14 protein-coding genes are annotated in these 18015 nt (G+C 51.9%); 7 read left to right on the top strand and 7 right to left on the bottom strand.

The window, feature by feature from the left end; all coding sequences use genetic code 11:
* Positions 1-31 precede the first annotated feature (31 nt).
* Positions 32-1012, bottom strand: coding sequence for a 3'-5' exoribonuclease YhaM family protein (locus tag SH302x_RS03325; protein ID WP_479367323.1), 981 nt, complete (start codon positions 1010-1012; stop codon positions 32-34).
* A gap of 31 nt (positions 1013-1043) precedes the next feature.
* Complete coding sequence (aroF, locus tag SH302x_RS03320; RefSeq protein ID WP_479367322.1) at positions 1044-2060, bottom strand: 3-deoxy-7-phosphoheptulonate synthase; 1017 nt, start codon at positions 2058-2060, stop codon at positions 1044-1046.
* A gap of 1044 nt (positions 2061-3104) precedes the next feature.
* Between aroF and SH302x_RS03315 the strand changes: the two genes are divergently transcribed.
* Positions 3105-4073 (top strand): RHS repeat domain-containing protein, encoded by a 969-nt coding sequence (locus SH302x_RS03315; protein WP_479367320.1) that lies wholly within the window; start codon positions 3105-3107, stop codon positions 4071-4073.
* A 63-nt stretch (positions 4074-4136) separates the two neighbouring features.
* Positions 4137-4349 (top strand): hypothetical protein, encoded by a 213-nt coding sequence (locus SH302x_RS03310; RefSeq protein WP_479367319.1) that lies wholly within the window; start codon positions 4137-4139, stop codon positions 4347-4349.
* 82 nt (positions 4350-4431) lie between these two features.
* Here SH302x_RS03310 and SH302x_RS03305 read toward each other — a convergent pair whose 3' ends face one another.
* Complete coding sequence (locus tag SH302x_RS03305; RefSeq protein ID WP_479364650.1) at positions 4432-4596, bottom strand: hypothetical protein; 165 nt, start codon at positions 4594-4596, stop codon at positions 4432-4434.
* A gap of 103 nt (positions 4597-4699) precedes the next feature.
* Positions 4700-6307, bottom strand: a complete 1608-nt coding sequence (locus tag SH302x_RS03300) for an IS91 family transposase (RefSeq protein WP_479364651.1) — start codon at positions 6305-6307, stop codon at positions 4700-4702.
* Positions 6308-6516: 209 nt separating this feature from the next.
* Between SH302x_RS03300 and SH302x_RS03295 the strand changes: the two genes are divergently transcribed.
* The 4 genes from SH302x_RS03295 to SH302x_RS03280 all read left to right on the top strand — a co-directional run bounded on the left by SH302x_RS03295 (position 6517) and on the right by SH302x_RS03280 (position 12644).
* A complete protein-coding gene (locus SH302x_RS03295) occupies positions 6517-8607 on the top strand; it encodes an MTBMA_p00010-related P-loop-containing protein (protein WP_479364652.1) in 2091 nt (696 codons plus the stop codon).
* Between the two features lie 223 nt (positions 8608-8830).
* Positions 8831-9817 (top strand): tyrosine-type recombinase/integrase, encoded by a 987-nt coding sequence (locus SH302x_RS03290; protein ID WP_479364653.1) that lies wholly within the window; start codon positions 8831-8833, stop codon positions 9815-9817.
* Positions 9818-10310: 493 nt separating this feature from the next.
* On the top strand, positions 10311-11576 hold the full coding sequence (locus SH302x_RS03285) for an RHS repeat domain-containing protein (protein ID WP_479367317.1): 1266 nt from the start codon (positions 10311-10313) through the stop codon (positions 11574-11576).
* Positions 11577-11597: 21 nt separating this feature from the next.
* Complete coding sequence (locus SH302x_RS03280) at positions 11598-12644, top strand: hypothetical protein (protein ID WP_479367316.1); 1047 nt, start codon at positions 11598-11600, stop codon at positions 12642-12644.
* Positions 12645-12735: 91 nt separating this feature from the next.
* Here SH302x_RS03280 and SH302x_RS03275 read toward each other — a convergent pair whose 3' ends face one another.
* The 3 genes from SH302x_RS03275 to SH302x_RS03265 form a co-directional block, all read right to left on the bottom strand.
* Positions 12736-13968, bottom strand: a complete 1233-nt coding sequence (locus tag SH302x_RS03275) for an ISL3 family transposase (RefSeq protein ID WP_479367315.1) — start codon at positions 13966-13968, stop codon at positions 12736-12738.
* A gap of 99 nt (positions 13969-14067) precedes the next feature.
* Entirely contained in the window at positions 14068-14232 is a 165-nt protein-coding gene (locus SH302x_RS03270) for a hypothetical protein (protein ID WP_479367313.1), read from the bottom strand.
* Between the two features lie 102 nt (positions 14233-14334).
* Positions 14335-14589 carry a hypothetical protein gene (locus tag SH302x_RS03265; protein ID WP_479367312.1) on the bottom strand — a complete coding sequence of 85 codons (255 nt, stop codon included), beginning with the start codon at positions 14587-14589 and terminating at the stop codon, positions 14335-14337.
* A 1987-nt stretch (positions 14590-16576) separates the two neighbouring features.
* On the opposite strand from SH302x_RS03265, the gene SH302x_RS03260 reads away from it, so the two are divergent.
* A complete protein-coding gene (locus SH302x_RS03260; protein WP_479367310.1) occupies positions 16577-18010 on the top strand; it encodes a DEAD/DEAH box helicase family protein in 1434 nt (477 codons plus the stop codon).
* The last annotated feature ends 5 nt before the right edge of the window (positions 18011-18015 follow it).

The following is an 18015-nucleotide window of genomic DNA, read 5'->3' as shown; positions in this document are numbered from 1 at the left end:
TTCGCTTGTCCAAAGGTCGCGCTGCGAACGCTTATTCACCCAGTGAAGGCTTGTAGAGTTTCTTGCCCAACACAGGATGAAAAGCAGTCCACGGCGAATCGTTATTGCGATCGGCTCGCATGGTCTCAATCGCCGCGTTCATCTTGGCATCTAGATCATCAATATGCGACAAAGCGATCGCTTCCAGGGTCATCGGCACCTTGGGTGAACCGTGTTCCAGCAGCCCATGATGACTAACCACCATATGTTTGAGTCGCAACAGTTTCTGGGCATCGACCGCTTTCCCTGTCATTTCACAAGCAATGGTAGCCAAGCGATTCACGATCTCGACGCCTTGCACCAAGTGGCCCAGGAGTTGGCCGGAGTCGCTGTACGTGAGTTCGCCGTCGAAAAGCAATTCATCGATTTTACCAATATCGTGCATTAGCACGCCAACCAACAATAAATCGCGGTCCAGGGCAGGGTACTGCGAGGCGATGAAGGTCGCGACACGAGTCAGATCCGTTAAGTGCTGAACCAAGCCGCCCGGATAAGCATGATGGGTCTTGATGCCTGCAGGAGCCAGCTTCAATCGATCTGCAATATCTGGTGTTTCAAAGACCGCTGCAACGAGCGCTCGCATGTCGACATCGGTCATATCGTCCAGCAAACGATGCAATTCAACCCAATTGGTTTCGATAATCGCGGGATCGTTCGCTTGAAAGTCGGCTTCGTCAATCTGTGTAGCATCAACCCATTCCAGATCGTGAATGATGATCTGCAAGACTCCATTATGCAACTGCGAGCCGCCGGTGACCTGTACGTAATCCCCTTTTTGGAACGAGTCGTAAATCCGCTGGTCCGAATTCCAGCGAATGCCAGACACAACCCCCGTCTTATCGCCTAATTGCACCAGCAAGTACATACTGCCTTGTCGGTTCGCTCGGTGCTGTTTGTCCAACACTCGGAACACTTGCCGAATCTGTGCTTGAGGCTGAATGTCCGCGACAAAAGTTCGTGTAAGTGTTTTCAACTGTGGCACCTGGTAAATGGGGGTTCGAACTTTAACCGAACGTGCGCCCCATCGCATGAGCGATGACACGACACTGTTCCATCATCGCATTGAACTGTTGGAAATCTAAAGATTGGTAACCGTCGCTACTGGCATTTGCCGGATCGGGATGCATTTCGATAATCAAGCCATCAGCACCGGCGGCGACCGATGCCGCCGCCATGTCGGCCACCAAGTACGAGTGACCTGTCCCATGGCTGGGATCCACAATTACAGGCAAATGTGTTTTGCGATGCAGGTAAGGTACGCTGGCCAGCGGTAATGTAAACCGTGTATGCGTCTCGAAAGTTCGAATACCGCGTTCGCACAGCATGACGTTATGGTTGCCTTCGTTCAAAATATATTCAGCAGCCAGTAACCATTCGTCCATGGTCGCGCTTGGCCCACGCTTCAAAAGAACGGCGCGCGGACTTCGGCCCACAGCTTCTAACAATCGATAGTTCTGCATGTTCCGCGCACCGATTTGAAGAATATCGGCGTACTTGCCAACCAGATCGACATCTTCGGACGTCATCACCTCCGTGATGATCGCGAGGTTGGTTTCGCTGCGAGCGATATCCAGCAGTTTCAGCCCGTCTTCCTTCATGCCTTGGAAGCTGTAAGGGCTTGTACGCGGTTTGAAGGCCCCCCCGCGCAGGGCAGTTCCGCCAGCGGCCTTGACCGCACGGGCACAGGCCACGATTTGCTCTTCGCTTTCCACCGAACAAGGGCCAGCCATCACGCCCACGGCCCCATTTCCACAAACAAAATCGCGAATCTTGATTTGGGTCGAGGTAGACTTTAGTTCACGAGACGCCATTTTGTACGGCGCAAGGATGGGCAGTACTTCCGAGACGCCTTGTCGATTCTCAAAGGATTCGACTTTAATTTTCCGCTCATCGCCCACGGCCGCGATGACGGTGCGTTCGGTTCCACGGATAATATGGGATTTCAGCCCCAATTCCTGGATTTTCGCGGCGAGCGACTGGATATTTTCTTCGGTGGCGGTCTTTTCCATGACAACGATCATGGCATTATCTCCCAGTGAGTGATTGGTGTAAGAGTGGAATCGTAGCCTGAGTAAGGGTTTATTCCAAGGTGTGGTGAACAGCGGACGCCATCTCAGAGCGATTCCCAGTCCGCCGGGTTCGGAGCAAGCCTGGACTGCCAAAGGGTTGGGCTTGCGACGATTTTGGATTTCGAAACTTAGCGCACCATTCCCATTGCGAAGACTGGGCAACAGAATGGGGGCAGGAGAATGGTCATGGAATCTATTCTACTGCCCTGATTCTCCTGCCATAAGAAATTCGGTCGCTCTTAGCGCACCAATCTCATGCCGACGTTTGGGCACAAGGCCAAGCTTCGCGTCGATGCATGCATTGCAGCGCGATCCAAATCCCACTGGCTTGTCCATTGGATGGTTGGGTTTCTCGCTACAGCAAAGAGCCCGCCATCGCGGGAATCCCACCGGCTCGTCCGGTGGATCGTTCGGTTTCTCGCTTTGCCGCAGCGCCCTCTAGTAAGAAACGGAAGGATCTCCTGGGCAAGCCAGGAGCATTAGCGTTAAAGAGGTTGTATGGTCGTAAGCATGTAGCGAGAAACGTAACAATCTCCCGGGCAAGCCGGGAGCATTTGAAAGACAGAAGACCAAGGCACATCGTTCGGAGATCGCGCGTTTTGAGCGACCGTTGGGCTTGCCCCAACGCGTCGCAATAGGATTGGTGTGCTAAGCCTCGTGCCAACCCCCACCCCTTTTCCGGTTGGCCGCTCAGCGGCCAACCAAGAATGATCGGTAAGTGTGAGGCGTTTGCAGTTAGCGCACCAATCCTATTGCGAAGACTGGGCACAAGGCCCAGCTTCGCTTTCCAAATGCCGCTGCTTCGCAGCTCCAAATCCTATCGGCCACGCTACCTGGGGTTCCGCTTCGTTCCTCAGCTTCACCCCAGGCTAGTCAATGCCACCGCGTTCGCGGTTCTGATCGCCGCTATCCGCCACCTCAAAATTCCGCCAAATATCCCGCCCATCTCGCCCATCTCGCAACACCGCTCAACTGTCATTCTCTATAATGGCAAGCATGCAGTCTCAAGCCACATCACTTCCGGTTAAACCCATATCGCATCGAGCAACCTCGATTAGCGACTGGGCCTCGCTGTGCGCTCAGGATGCAACCTATTTGAACGCCACTGTTTCATTCAATGGTTCTTTTTCTTTCCAGGCAAAGTCATCTGACGCGTCAGTCTCAAATAGCAAGTCATCACAACACGAGCCCGCAGCAGCCTGCTTCACTTGCACATCCTTATCGCTCATCGGCAACAGTGATTGGCCTTCAGAAGTTGCACTAGCGCAGCATCGCAACCAACAGTACTCGATCTACGCTATGACCAACTCCAGCGGCAGCGTTGTAGAGCGCTACGCTTACACCGCTTACGGTCAGCCAACCGTGCTCAACGCATCTGCCTCAGTCATAGCTACGAGCGCTTATGACAACCGGTATACTTATACCGCCCGCGAGTGGGATCATACCGTCGGCTTGCATTACTTCAGAGCCCGATGGATGAGCGGACATAGTGGAAGGTTTACAGGTAGGGATCCAATTGGGTATGAGGGAGGAATCAACTCCTACGAATATGTACGCGCCACACCGCTTTACTTATGCGATCCAATGGGGTTGCAGGGGCATCCGGGTTCCATGCCGCGGCCAAGGCTTCCATCATCACCTAAACCTCCTGGTGGATTTGAAGTCGTAGACATTCTGTGTCTTCATAGATGTAAAGCTGAATGGAAAGGAGGTCGTTCATGCTGTGGGACGGAGTGTCGTACAAAAGTCAATCATTGCCACGCGAAATGCAAGCGTCGATCTACCCCATGTGAGGACAATTGCGGTCGCGAGTATGCAGATGATATGGCCGCATGCCTTGCTGCGGCGGGTGGCACCATTGCTGTTGGTGCCAAGCCTCCGGTTTCGGCGGTTATCCTTGCATACTGCGCATCAAAAGCGGCTAAGGCGGAGGCGAGATGCGTCCAAAGCTGCCAAGGTTTTTAATGTCTAGGCTCACTAATTCGAATTGGGGGAATTTTGGAAAAGTTCATTTATAACCGAAAATCAATGATGTCATTCTTTAGGATGAGCTTCATGATTCTGCTGGTGGGGCTTACAACTCAGGGGCTAGCAGTACCGGCACCGCTTTTCGAACTGCCAGAGTGGTGGTTCTTTGTGATGGCGTTAACGGCAGGTCTCATGGCACTGCATTCAAGGATCGATGCAATTGAGCATAAGTTCATTTCGGAAATTTACCAAGTAAGAGATAGCAACGAGTGATTAAAACGGCTGCAAGCTGTGGACGGTCCTTCTCCCCAGCTTTGCGGTTGTTCAATGTTTTTCTCTACAGAATTACCAGCTACTAATCTAATTTGCAGTAGCTGTTTGCAGGGCTCAAGAACGAGCCAGAACGCAGCTTAATGGCCAGAATTTGTGTTGATGATTGTCCATTAAATGCGGATTTCTCTGACTGATACGGATCTTCGAATTGCTCAGCCATTAAAGGCAAGTTGCTCTCGTTACTCATAATGCAATTCTTGTTAGCGAAGCGGGCTATGATTCGAACGCCCCCTCTCGGCTCGCAAGACTCGCCACTCTCCTGGCCGGGAGAGTTAAGCAACTCTTTCAACTTAAATCTCCGGTAATGGTAGTTGAGTATCTGATTGATTGATGCAGCTCATGCGGCTGCAAGCAGTAATGACGCGAACATCATCTGTTAATAACTTCACATCGAACGCTGAATAAATATTGGCTTCGGATCGAAGCAGCCGAGCATCTTCGAAACTCAGTTGCTTGAACTTTATGTTCTTGCGTGCCTTGGTGCAGACCTCTCGCACGCGATCGTCCAGCGATGTCCAGATAACAGCGAAGTAGCTGATCAAGTAATACACTGTTCCCATATCACCACGCGTATGCCAGGGACTGCGATACTCTTGGAAGCTCATGCCCTCCGCTCCGCATTGTTGGCATCGCGGCGCATGGTCATCGACTTCTGCTTTGGTACTTGGCGATTGGTTCTCTTCGATCAGCTTGCTTGCATCCTTAATGCTCGATTGCAGTAATGACTTATGTCGAACTATATTCACATCGTCATCATCGTCCGTATCATCATCTGAACGCGGATGGTTAAATGCGTTCAGCGCGGCACGTGTCTGCTGAATGTTTGCTTTGCGGTTTTGAGCTTGGAATAAGCCTGCATAACGGATGCGATAAACGCTTCTGGGAACGATATGCCATAGATAGCGTCGCACGAACTCGCCGCCGGGCATCGATTCTTTCTCGTACTGCTCCTTACGATAATTCCACAAGCTGATCGTAACACTTTGTCCGTCATCGCTGACGATCCGCTGGTCACTGATCGCCGTGCCTTGCACGTACTCCGACAAGTAGACCGCGCATTGTCGCTTGGTGGCAAGTACATCTGGAGTGAGCTGAGCATCTGCGACCCAGCTCCTGGCCGCGATCGGTGTTAACCATTCTGCCAACGACTGAGCGTCTGGAACTTCTAATTGCTCAGCAGTGGATTTTAGTAATAACTTGCCACGTCGAAAGAGACTCTTGAGCCCTCGGATGAACTTCTTTCGAAAGACCTGCGCCAGACGCTTGGGCTGGATCGCCGGCGCATCGGAAGGGATCTCTGTCCACTGTCGACTTTCCTGGTCAATGCCACCGGCAGTCATCATGACGTGGATGTGAACATGCGGCAGCATCCGTTGCCCCCACGTGTGCAGGGTCATCAAGATCCCAGGACGGCAACCGAAAGCTTCTTGGCAGGTTTCTAGCAGCGTCTTTTGCGCACACTGGAAGAACAGCTTATAGCTCTCAGCCGCATTGTCTCCGAATAGCTCGGTCAGTTCATGCGGCGCGGTAAAGACGACGTGATAGTACTTCGTATCTAGCTCCCAGGACTGGATCGTATCGAGCCATTTCTTACGCTTGAGCCAGCCGCAGTTGGGGCAATGACGATTGGAGCATGGCGAATACAGAATGCGTTTGGAATCACACTGGCCGCAGCGGAACCAACTGGAGCCATACGCACCGGAGCGGCATTCGAGGATCTTGTCCAGCGCATGTCTCGCATATCGTGGAATAGAATCATCGTACAAGTACGCTTTGCCATAGTGACGCAGAGCTGCAAGTACATTCTCGCTTGGTTCCCCTGGTAAACGATGATTCAGCGAGCAGGAGATCGTCTTGGTGCTCACGTTTGTTGACTGATTCAGTAAAAGTACCGTCATAACTGCGACGCATGTAGCTGCATTGTAGAGCATGACCTGCACTATGATGCCGACGCTGATCGATGGCCTCCAAAGAATTCTTTTGATTCTTCATCATCAGCCCTTGCACAAGGCCTTGCTGGCCCGTTCTGCTGAAGGGGCCTGCTTTGAAGAACTTCTGTTTGATTCCATCTATCGCCCACACAAACACTCTTGATGGACCCGCTCTCATGCTTCAACGATCACGAACTTATCAAGATAGCTTTCCACGCTTAGAGGTCTTTCTGACAGCCCCATGGCAAGCGACCGTCGAAGCCTATGCCGATAGTCTGCAAGGGATGCTGGATCGACCGGCGCTGATAACTTTCTTGCAGGAACAGTTTGGGCTTTCGATCGCTCAAGCGGCTCAGTACCAAGTCGGCTTCTCCGATCGCTCGCTGGGCAGTGAAGTTCCAAGCAATCGCGTGAAGCTGGGCCAAGAGATTCGCAATCGACTAACGCAGTTGGGGATCTACAAGGACAATGGCCGAGAGACGATGCGTGGTTACGTGACGATCCCGCTGTGGGATGAAGCTGGCGTGATCTCGGGCATCGAAGGCTGGCGGCTGGATGCCAAAAGCAAGAACCCCCAGCGGCTTGTGATTGGTACGGGATGCAGCAAGCTTGAGAGAAGGGATCTGAACAGGGATCAGGCTTCAGGAGTCAGACTTCAGGAAGAGGAAGTGTTGCAAGATGCAGTGGCTGTACAAGAAGTGACGGGCGATGGGTCGAGTACGAGTACGAGTACGAGTACGAGTACGAGCACGAGTACGAGCACGAGCACGAGCACGAGCAAGAGCACGAATGAAGTTCCGCCGGGCAGCGGCGTCAGCTTCACCGTGGAATCTGAATCGGTGTTGATCACACGCGGTGACCGCAGCTATCGCATCCGAGGGCTGGATCGCAACATATCCAGCTTATCTTTGAAGGTCAACGTCACCGCAGCGCGAGCGGACTTGATTCACGTCGACACGGTCGATCTGATGAAAGCTCAATCGCGCAATAGCTTCCAACGCGCAACCGCTGTGGAGTTGTACTGCGAGGAGGACACCATCAAGCGTGATCTCGGCCAAGTCTTACTCCATATTGAAGAGCTGCGCAATCGCCAGATCGAAGCGGCCAAGGGGATTACTAAACCCGTCGAGCTATCGCCGCAAGAGCAGCAGCAGGCACTGGGCTTGCTGAGCGATCCCCAGTTGATCAGCCGCATCATTAGCGATCTGGATCAGTGTGGCATGGTGGGCGAGCCCTTCAATAAACTCGCTGCGTACCTGGCGGCAACCAGTCGTTTGCTAGACAAGCCACTGGCGATCCTCGTGAGGTCCAACAGCGCAGCCGGTAAGACCACCTTAATGGACTCGATCCTTCATCTGATGCCACCCGAACATCAGTTGCGATTAAGTAACCTTACCAGTCAATCGCTGTACTACCTACCAGCCGGCTCGATTGCTCACAAGATACTGGCTATTAGCGAAGATCAAGGCATCTCCGAAGCAGCGTACGCTTTGAAGCTGCTACAGAGCGAAGGTAAGCTGACGCATGCGACCGTAGGCAAGAACGCTCAAGGGAACTTCCAAATGCAAACGCATGAAGTCGAAGGACCGGTGCAATTGTTTCTGACTTCCACACGCATGCAGTTGGATGAAGAGCTGGTGAATCGATGCTTTGTCCTCACCGTGGACGAATCGAGCCAACACACGCTGGCGATCCAACAGCGCCAACGACAACTCGAAACGCGAGCAGGTAAAGCCTCATTGGAACAGACCCAGCAGATTCGCAGCCTGCACCGCAATGCCCAGCGGGTGATTCGTCCGATGGAAGTCGATAACCCACTGGCCGAGACGATGCAGTTCCCTTGCAGCCGAACTCGCAATCGCCGCGATCATGAGAAGTTCCTCACATTGATTCGCACGATAGCTTTATTGCACCAACACCAGCGTCCCGTGATTTGTGACGAAGCTGGCGTCGAACGCATCGAAGTGGTTCAGACCGATATTGATTTAGCCAATCGTTTGGTCGAACGCATTTTGAAGCTGAGCATGGACGAGCTGACGCCGCAGACACAGAACTGTCTGACGTTGTTGCAGCAACTGGTGGAATCGATCGCAAAAAGGGACGGCGTCCGCAACTGTGAAGTGCGTTTCACAAGACGCATGCTGCGTGAATCGATCCAGTGGAGTGATTACCAAGTATCGACGCATTTAGACCGCTTGGTATCGTTAGAATACGTGCGAGCTCATCGCGGCCGACAAGGGGCCACGTACGTCTACGAACTTCTCTAGTTGCCCGTAGACACCCGACTTCCAGGGAAGTTCCAGGTAACTTCCAGGGGTCAGCAGCCATCATCTAAAGCCTTCTAGGATCTGATCTTAGTGCCTCTCTCCTGGCTTTCAAGCCAGATTGCGAGAGCCCCTGCCTGTCGCCATAGGTGCATCTGCCATGGCCAGGCTTAAGGCATTGGTTACTGGTTTCCCATTTCAGACTTTTTATTTCTAGGTTCCAACCATGTTGTATCCATCTTTGCTGCAAGCGTACTATCTTGATCTTCGCGTATTGAACTGGTCAGAGTCGACCATTGATCGCCGCAAGTCAAGCTTAAGGCGTTTCATTAACTGGCTGCAGGCGCGTGCCATCGATCACATCGGACAGGTTACTGCCGAGCACGTGGCCGCTTATCAACGCAGCCTTTATCATGTAGGCCATCTGCGCAGCGGGGCTCCCTTGGCCAGTTCGACGCAAGCGTCCTATCTATCGACCCTGTCGCACTGGCTGCAGTGGTTATGTTTGAAGGGTCACTTGCCATTCAATCCAGCGGTAAGTTTGGAACTGCCCAAAGCGGAAGTTCGCTTGCCCATGAATTACTTAACGGAGCCCGAGGTCGAACTGTTGATCAATCAGCCCGATGTGAAAGACGAGCTTGGCATCCGTGACCGAGCATTACTGGAGATCTTTTACTCTAGTGCGATTCGTCGCCAGGAGCTACTGTCGCTTGGGGTTTATGACATTGATCGCAGTCGTCGGTTGTTGATGATCCGCTTGGGCAAGGGGCGTAAGGATCGCGTGGTACCGATTGGTGTGCGAGCCTTGCAGTGGCTTGAAAAGTATTTGGCCGATGTGCGTCCTTGGTTGCTGGCCGGTCATGGTCGCAAGCGATTGGGGCCAGCGGCAATGCCAACAGATCGAATCTTCTTGAGCAACACGGGCAAGCCGTTATTGCCCGGTCAAGCTTCGAAGATGGTGCGAGACTATCTGGATCAGGCGGGGATTCACAAGAGCGGCGCGTGCCATGTGATTCGTCACACGACGGCAACGTTGATGCTTGAGAACGGCGCGGACTTAAGAAGTTTACAGACGTTGCTGGGTCATGCGAATTTGAATACGACTCAGATCTACACGCACGTGACCATCGATCGCTTGCGTAAAGTGCACGACGCCACGCATCCGGCTAAACCAGATGTCGAAGGCACCTCAGCAACTCCACCCGCTGAGTAGCTCAGCGACTCCGTTCGCTGAGTAGCCAGTAGCTCAGCGACTCCGTTCGCTGAGTAGTATGTAGCCCAGCGACTCCGCCTTCTTCGTTTAACCGTCAGCCGCCAGGCGTACGCGTTCTTCTTCACCCTCTCGCTTGCGGGAGGGTCGGCCGCGAGTTCCACGAGCGACCGGGGAGGGCGAGCCGCCTACGCGTCCACTTGCCAATTGACCTCGAGGCACCTGCCTCATCAAGCCAACGGCTTGTCACAATTGCTGCCGTGGCCGATCCGGTCACGGTTTGCATGCGCAGTTGATCCCTCAGGCCCGGAGGGCCAAGACAATTGATTTGCGCCAGCCCTTCGGGCTTATCGGTCTCAAGGAACCTCAAAGTCCGGTGGCCTGCGGCACACCGGCAATAATTGCTACGGCCCTTCAGGCTGCCACCTCAATATTCTGCCAATTATCCCGCCCATCTCGCACCACCGCTCAACTGTCATTCTCTATAATGGCAGACATGCAGTCTCAATCCTCATCACTTCCGGTTAAACACTTATCGCATCGAGAAATCTCGCTTAGCGATTGGGATACGTTGTGCGATCAGAATGCCCCTTATTTGAACGCCACTGTTTCATTCAATGGTTCTTTTTCTTTCCAGGCAAAGTCATCTGACGCGTCAGTCTCAAATAGCGAGTCATCACAACACGAGTCCGCAGCAGCCTGCTTTACTTGCACAGCCTCATCGCTGATCAGCAACAGTGATTGGCCTTCAGAAGTTGCACTAGCGCAGCATCGCAACCAACAGTACTCGATCTACGCTATGACTAACTCCAGCGGCAGCGTTATAGAGCGCTACGCGTATACCGCTTATGGCCAGCCAACGGTGCTCAACGCATCAGCCTCAGTCATAGCCACCAGCGCTTATGACAATCGCTACACCTATACTTCGCGAGAGTGGGACCATACCGTTGGATTGCATTACTTTAGAGCCAGATGGGTGAGTCAGGATTGTGGAAGATTTGTGAGCAGAGATCCGATTGGGCTGCGCGGGGGCATTGATATGTATGAGTACCTTGATTCATTAGTACTCATTTGTGTCGATCCACTTGGGCTTCAATCAGTATATGTGCCGCCCAAACCTGAGCCCAAGTATTGCTATCGTGATCGGCATGGAATAAGGAATTGTGTCTTTAGCGATCCAAGTGACGAAAATGTTTACAAGCATAAGGAACCAAATAAACGCTGTGTTTTTGTCTACCCCCCATTTGATCGAGTACCACCGACTATTGATACAAATGGCGGACCGACGATCCAAAACCCCGCAAAACATGACATCCTAAGAACAATCGAAGAGAAAGGTTGTTGCGAAATACTATTTTGCGGCCATCAAGGCGCACCAGACTACGTTGGTGGTGTAACAAACGTACCGCGCGATGGTCAACAAAAGACACCTATCCTCCCATCGAGGGACGAACAACTAGAGCAAGAAATTGCAACCAAACTCCGAGATAACGGTTGCAGCGGTTGTTCGCTCTTCTTTTATACCTGCGGTGGCGGTGACCAGGAGAAACAAAAGGCAGCGAGGGACAGAATGGCCGAAATAACAGGGTGTGACATATTTGGAACTACCGGCGAGGCACGATCAGTTGACCCGAGCGATAAGAAGGACGGCTACTACTGCACAGATGACAGCAAGTCGTGGGGAGTGGACCGTGGAATTGGTTGTGTAGGCCGGCCATTTCCAATGCGAAAGTATTCCCCACCAAAAAAGTTGTCCAGATAATTATTTAAATAAGGGTATCTGATGCAACGCAAACAATTCTCTATTTTGATTGCCGCTCTTTTCTTTTGCTTTGGATGCGATTCGACTCAAACAATTGAATCGCGTCCATATTTAAACGGACTAGACAGCTTCAGCTTTGTAACCTCGAATGGAAAGTATAGCCAGTTGCATAACTTCTCTGTAGACGGCGAGAAGCTAAGAAAAATTAGTGTTCGGCATTTCGCAGGGGAGTGTAGGCAAATCGTCATCGGCGTGAGATCGCCAGCCTGTATGTTACATGTTGTCGATAGCACATCAAGAAACGGCAAAATCTTGATGGATCATGAAGAAGTAGAGACTCAAATCACACATAAACTTCTTGACCACGATCGAGTTGTAAGGTTGGAACCAGATGCGAACGTTGCAATCCTCCTGAGACCAACCGTAGACCGATTTGCTTGGGAGCAATTCGTTGTTGTAGAGTTTAGTCCTGAAACCGAAGGGACAATTGAGCATGAGATAATGATCGATCTCCCGCAGGGCGACCGTTCGACAGGAGTGGCATTTAATTGGCTATCGGATAAGAATATTGTCGCTATCGTCACGAAAGATGGCTTTCCAAGTTTATGGCAATTGAAAGAAAACAGTCTTGTTGACATAAGTCCGAGCTTTGCGTTTGAGGAAAACCCAAACTATGGAGGTGTGGGGCAAGTAGCGAATCTGCAAATAGCTGTATCACCAGATTATTCGAAAGTCGCCGTTGTTCGATCGATTTTTGATGATGGCAATTATTTATTTGATTTAACTGTCTGGAATGCCATCAATGGTGAGCGACTATATCACCATACGGATATGAAATGCCCGTCGATGATCGCTATTGAATTCTCTACAGCGCAATCAATTGTCTGGTTTGACTCAAATAGCTATAGCCTTTTAAATATTGATACAGGAAGTCGGGCGCTGAGCCGACGTGAAAACCCAGGCCAAGTGAACGAAGCACTTCGATTAAGCGAACAGAACTTTTTGCTGTTACGTCATGTGCAAAACGGAAAAATGGCATTTTCGCTTCAGCAAGTGTTCACCAAGTAAGAGATAGTAACGAGTGAGTAAAACGGCTGCGAGCTGTGGATGGTCCTTCTCCTCAGCTTTGCAGTTATTGGTTCTTCGTGGAATTTAGTGATTAAGGGATTTCCAAGTCGAGGTTGAGTTTACCGCAAAAGAACAGGATCCGAGTACGGTAGTTGTCGAAGTTGCGAAATCCGCGAGCTGAACTTTTGATAGATTGGATACGACTGTTGAAGCCTTCGCTGATCGCGTTGGTTATTCGATGGTCTATGTAGGCCATAAGACCCTCATAGTGCCTCTTGAGCATCTTGGCGACTTTCACCATCGGTTTGATTTGGCAGCGTGTGGCCCATCCGTACCAGCCAGCGAACGTCATCTCAGCAGTGTCTCGATCGGTACATTCCCAGAAGTGCCTGAAATTCTCCTTAAGCGACCATGCTCGACCTGTTTTGATGTCCGAATGCTGCAACTGGTAGAGATAGTTTCGATCCGCCTCCGACAATTTCTCACGTGCAAATAGCAGTAGTTGCCTAGTGCCCTTGAGTCGCTCATCACCTCTCTCGGCAAGCAATCGACTCTCCTGGCGGCGGACAAGATCAACTGCTTCTCCAAGGTACTTACTGACGTGGAATTTGTCGTGCACAATAGCAGCGTTTGGATACACTTCCCTGATGGCAGCTAGGAATGCCTTCCACATATCAGCGGCAACCGCTTTGATCTTCGCTCTTTGTGTTTCGGGCAAGGTTTTTAATAGCTTTTCTGCAGACTGCTGCGTCCGCTGAGGAACAACTTCTAGCACGCGGTGCTGATCCAAGTCGGTCAAGACCGAAACGTAATCCTGCCCTTTACCAAAGTTCTTTTCATCGATACCAACATGCTCAATTTCGTCCATGTTTCGGCGTTGGAGCCCACGCTCCACCGCACGCTGCATGATGCCATTAGTTGCCGCCCAATCTATTCCCAGTAGCTTAGCGGCCGCTGAAAGCGATGAGCAAGCTTGAATGACTTCAATGGCAACTTGTTCAAACATAAGCGTAAAACGTCCGTGCCTTTGGGCCCATGGAATCGCTATGGTCAACACGCCGCACTGAGAGCATTTGCTTCTGGGAACCAAGGCGTGGATGCGAGTCACAAATTGCATCGTATCCAAATGCCTCCAAGTTCGCTCAGGGGCAAGATCGGCTTGTGAGCAGGCGGCATCACAGCGAGGACAACGCAGAGTTGTTCCGGTATGACTGATGTGAATGTCTACGGCCTTCTCAGCAGGGCGAAAATCAACCGATTGCACGCTCCAGTTGTCGTCCAAACCAAGTAACGCATGATAGTGAGTAGTAGTTGCTTCTTTCATAGACAAAGAATACGCTAACGGCCAAATCTACGCACCTACCCACTAAATTCCACGAAGAACCCAGTTATTCAATGTTTTTCTCTACAGAATTACCAGCTACTAATCTAATTTCGAGTAGCTGTTTGGAGGGCTCAAGAACGAGCTAGAACGCAGCTCAATGGCAACAGTTTGTGTTGATGATTGTCCATTAAATGCGGATTTCTCAGGACAATACAGATCTTCGAATTGCTCAGCCACTAAAGGCAAGTTGCTCGCGTAATTCATAATGGAATTCTTGTTAGCGAAGCGGGCTATGATTCGAACGCCCCCTCTCGGCTCGCAAGACTCGCCACTCTCCCGGCCGGGAGAGTTAAGCAACTCTTTCAACTAGATCTCCGGTAGTGGTAAATTAGGATCTAACTGTTCCACGCAGTTCATGCGACTGTAAGCGTTGATGACTCTCGCATCATCTGTTAATAACTTCACATCGAACGCTGAATAAATATTGGCTTCGGATCGAAGCAGCCGAGCATCTTCGAAACTTAGTTGCTTGAACCTTATGTTCTTGCGCGCCTTGGTACAGACCTCTCGCACGCGATCGTCCAGCGATGTCCATTCTTGTAGGCCGGAACGAACAAACAATTCAGTGCCGGAACTTCGAACGACTTTCTACCCAGACGGACTCTAATAGCCAATTTCATCAGAAACCTGTTTGTGCTGTTCCGGCAGATCGCGTTCCTGTTCCGGCCTACGCAACTCTTGGAAGCTCATGCCCTCCGCTCCGCATTGTTGGCATTGCCGTGCGTGAGCAACTTGCCATCAATCCCACTGGCTTGTCCAGTGGATGGTTGGGTATCTCGCTACACCAAAGAGTCCGCCATAGCGGGAATCCCACCGGCTCGTCCGGTGGATCGTTCGGCTTCTTGCTTTGCAGTAACGACTTTAGCAAGAAACGGAACGATCTCCTGGGCAAGCCAGGAGCATTAGTGGTAGAGGGGTCGTTTGTTCGTAGGGATGTAGCGAGAAACGTAACGATCTCCCGGACAAGCCGGGAGCATTAGAAAGACAAGAGACCAAGGCACAACGTTCGGAGATCGCGAGCTCTGAGCGACCGTTGGGCTTGCCCCAACGCGTCGCAATAGGATTGGTGTGCTAAGTTCGTCCACGTCCCCGCCTTCTCCTGCTAGAGCTCCAAAGCGGTGTCCGATGGGGGCAAGCCCCAATCGGACATGCGCGCACGTCATGCTTTAGCGCACCAATCCCATGGCGAGGTCAGGGCAAGAGAATGGGGGCAAGAGAATGGTCAAGGAATCTATTCTACTGCCCTGATTCTGCTGCCCTAAGAAATTCGGTCGCTCTTAGCGCAACAATCTCATGGCGAAGACTGAGCGCATCGCCCCGCTTCGCGTCGATGCATGCACCGCAGCGCGATCCAAATCCCACTGGCTTGTCCAGTGGATCGTTGGGCTCCTCGCTACACCAAAGAGCCCGCCATAACGGGAATCCCACCGGCTAGTCCGGTGGATCGTTCGGCTTCTTGCTTTGCCGCAGCGCCCTCTAGCAAGAAACGGAACGATCTCCTGGGCAAGCCAGGAGCATTAGCGTTAAAGAGTTTGTTTGGTCGTAAGCATGTAGCTAGAAACGTAACGATCTCCCGGACAAGCCGGGAGCATTAGAGATTCCGCTGGCTCGTCCGGCTTTTCGCTACACCAATCACTTTAGTGCACCAATCCCATTGCGAAGACTGGGCACAAGGCCCAGCTTCACTTTCCAAACGCAGCGTCATTTGTTGCGTGAGGGTGATCCCTGAGCGACCGTTGGGCTTGCCCCAACGCGTCGCAATAGGATTGGTGTGCTAAATTCGTCCGCGTCCCCGCCTTCTCCTGCTAGAACTCCAAAGCGGTGTCCGATGGGGGCAAGCCCCAATCGGACATGCACGCACGTCATACTTTAGCCCAGCAATCCCATGGCGAGGTCAGGGCAAGAGAATGGGGGCAGGAGAATGGTCAAGGAATCTATTCTACTGCCCTGATTCTCCTGCCATAAGAAATCCGGTCGCTCTTAGCGCACCAATCCCATTGCGAAGTTTGGGCACAAGGCCAAGCTTCGCGTCGATGCTTGCACCACAGCGCGATCCAAATCCCACTGGCTTGTCCAGTGGATCGTTGGGTATCTCGCTACACCAAAGAGTCCGCCATAGCCAGAATCCCACCGGCTCGTCCGGTGGTTAGGATCAAAAAGGGTCAGGCCTCGTTGTTGTCGTCTTTGGGCGGAGCGAACCCGTTTTCTGCCTGCGGGACGCATTGTTGATTCGAGGTTGAGGCGTAACTCCCTCCAACCTTTACCCCCAAGGGGCCTGCCACGCTGCGTCACTAGTTGGACCGCTGCCAAATCTTTTTCTAAAAGTGACTCATTGACACGCTCGACCCAAACAGCAAGGCTACGGTCTGACTGAGTTGGCCCGTATGCCGTTATCGAGTTTCAAGTCTGGTCAAAATCGACACTTCTCCTTTGTTGATCTGACAGCTAAGAGGTAAACTTTGGCTAATGCGATATCCGATCTTCGGAGACCTTTGAAGCTCAAAGCAAATTTTGGTGGCTGCTCATTAACCTCTGCTAACGCTTGCTAATGAACACGCACTACCCGTCCATCGATTTCGATCAAGGCACTTTGCTGCTAAGCGGATTTAGCTCCGAGGGTATCCAGCGCATATTCCCAGCCATGCCGTGGGTATTTGATGCTCGAGTTGGTAAGTATCGCATCGACCCTTTGTGGTACAGCGAAATTCGGCGGTCCCTGGCGTTGGTCGCTGGCAAAGTGGATGACCAAGTGGCCCGCTGGCAGAAAGTTGCTTGGTCACAAAACAACCTTCCCAAATTGCGACCACAACAAGAACTTGCCTTAGAGGCGCTCGCTGCCAAAAACCACCGAGGCCTAGTGGTCATGCCGACCGGAACAGGCAAGACCGTGGTCGCAATTGAGGCAGCCCGACGGCTCGCAGTATCAACGCTCTTTGTCGCTCCCATTCGGGACTTGATGTACCAGTGGCATCGTCGCGTCTACGAACTGCTGGGCTATGATGCAGGAATCATTGGCGATAACAACTTCAACGTGAAACCGATTTCGGTTACCACATACGACAGCGCTTCGATTCATATGAACTCGCTGGGCCATCGTTTCTCGCTGGTTGTCTTCGACGAGTGCCATCACCTGCCAGGGAATTTTTATCGCGACGCGGCATTGATGTCTGCGGCGCCTTATCGAATTGGTTTGACCGCAACACCGCATCGCAGCGACGGAAAGCATACGGACCTCGCCTACTTAATTGGAGAAACTGCCTACGAGTTGTCCGTTAGCGAAGCTGCGGGTGATATTCTCGCCAGCTATCGAATAGTTCGCGTTCCTGTTGCCCTCTCGACCACGGAACAAACTCGCTACGATCAACTTTCAGAACAAATACAAACCTACGTGTATGAACGCCGCCAGGAAGACCGCTCGTTTACATGGGAGAAACTGTGCCAGCAATCGGACCTTGATCCGACAGCACGCTCGGTAGTCAAATCGTTTCGTCAAAAGATGGCGATCGAGAATCGAGCTGAAGAAAAGCTAAGAGTCTTAGAGGATTTATTTCGTCTGCACGTCGGCGAGCCAATGATTGTTTTTGTAGGCTCCAACGCCATGGCCCGCGAAGTATCGTTGCGTTTCTTGGTCCCATGCTTGCTCAGCCATTGCGGCAAGAAGGAGCGATTGGACATTCTGCAGGGCTTTGAGAACGGAACTTATCCAGTGATCGTAGCAAATCAAATTCTCGATGAAGGCATCGATCTCCCCGATGCAAAAGTAGCCGTCGTTGTCGGTGGCAGCAGTTCAGCTCGCCAAGCCAAACAGCGGTTAGGTAGAATCTTACGCAAATCGGTTTACGGCGAAGCGACTTTGTACGAAGTGGTTCTGGCGGAAACCAGTGAGAACAAACGATCTCGGGCACGTCGGCGAAATGACGCGTATCGACCTCGAATGCGGCCTGCCAAGCTTTCTTCAGATGCTAAGCCCGATCGGAGCTAGGAACC

The sequence above is a fragment of the Njordella calcicola genome (genome assembly GCF_056494125.1).
Note: the sequence above shows the minus strand (reverse complement) of the source record. Positions and strands in the feature narration are given on the sequence as shown.

What these genes read in the sequence shown, in the direction of transcription:
- aroF (WP_479367322.1), bottom strand. Translation starts at nt 2,060, where the DNA reads ATGATCGTTGTCATGGAAAAGACCGCCACCGAAGAAAATATCCAGTCG.
- SH302x_RS03315 (WP_479367320.1), top strand. Translation starts at nt 3,105, where the DNA reads ATGCAGTCTCAAGCCACATCACTTCCGGTTAAACCCATATCGCATCGA.
- SH302x_RS03310 (WP_479367319.1), top strand. Translation starts at nt 4,137, where the DNA reads ATGATGTCATTCTTTAGGATGAGCTTCATGATTCTGCTGGTGGGGCTT.
- SH302x_RS03305 (WP_479364650.1), bottom strand. Translation starts at nt 4,596, where the DNA reads ATGAGTAACGAGAGCAACTTGCCTTTAATGGCTGAGCAATTCGAAGAT.
- SH302x_RS03300 (WP_479364651.1), bottom strand. Translation starts at nt 6,307, where the DNA reads ATGACGGTACTTTTACTGAATCAGTCAACAAACGTGAGCACCAAGACG.
- SH302x_RS03295 (WP_479364652.1), top strand. Translation starts at nt 6,517, where the DNA reads ATGCTTCAACGATCACGAACTTATCAAGATAGCTTTCCACGCTTAGAG.
- SH302x_RS03290 (WP_479364653.1), top strand. Translation starts at nt 8,831, where the DNA reads ATGTTGTATCCATCTTTGCTGCAAGCGTACTATCTTGATCTTCGCGTA.
- SH302x_RS03285 (WP_479367317.1), top strand. Translation starts at nt 10,311, where the DNA reads ATGCAGTCTCAATCCTCATCACTTCCGGTTAAACACTTATCGCATCGA.
- SH302x_RS03280 (WP_479367316.1), top strand. Translation starts at nt 11,598, where the DNA reads ATGCAACGCAAACAATTCTCTATTTTGATTGCCGCTCTTTTCTTTTGC.
- SH302x_RS03275 (WP_479367315.1), bottom strand. Translation starts at nt 13,968, where the DNA reads ATGAAAGAAGCAACTACTACTCACTATCATGCGTTACTTGGTTTGGAC.
- SH302x_RS03270 (WP_479367313.1), bottom strand. Translation starts at nt 14,232, where the DNA reads ATGAATTACGCGAGCAACTTGCCTTTAGTGGCTGAGCAATTCGAAGAT.
- SH302x_RS03260 (WP_479367310.1), top strand. Translation starts at nt 16,577, where the DNA reads ATGAACACGCACTACCCGTCCATCGATTTCGATCAAGGCACTTTGCTG.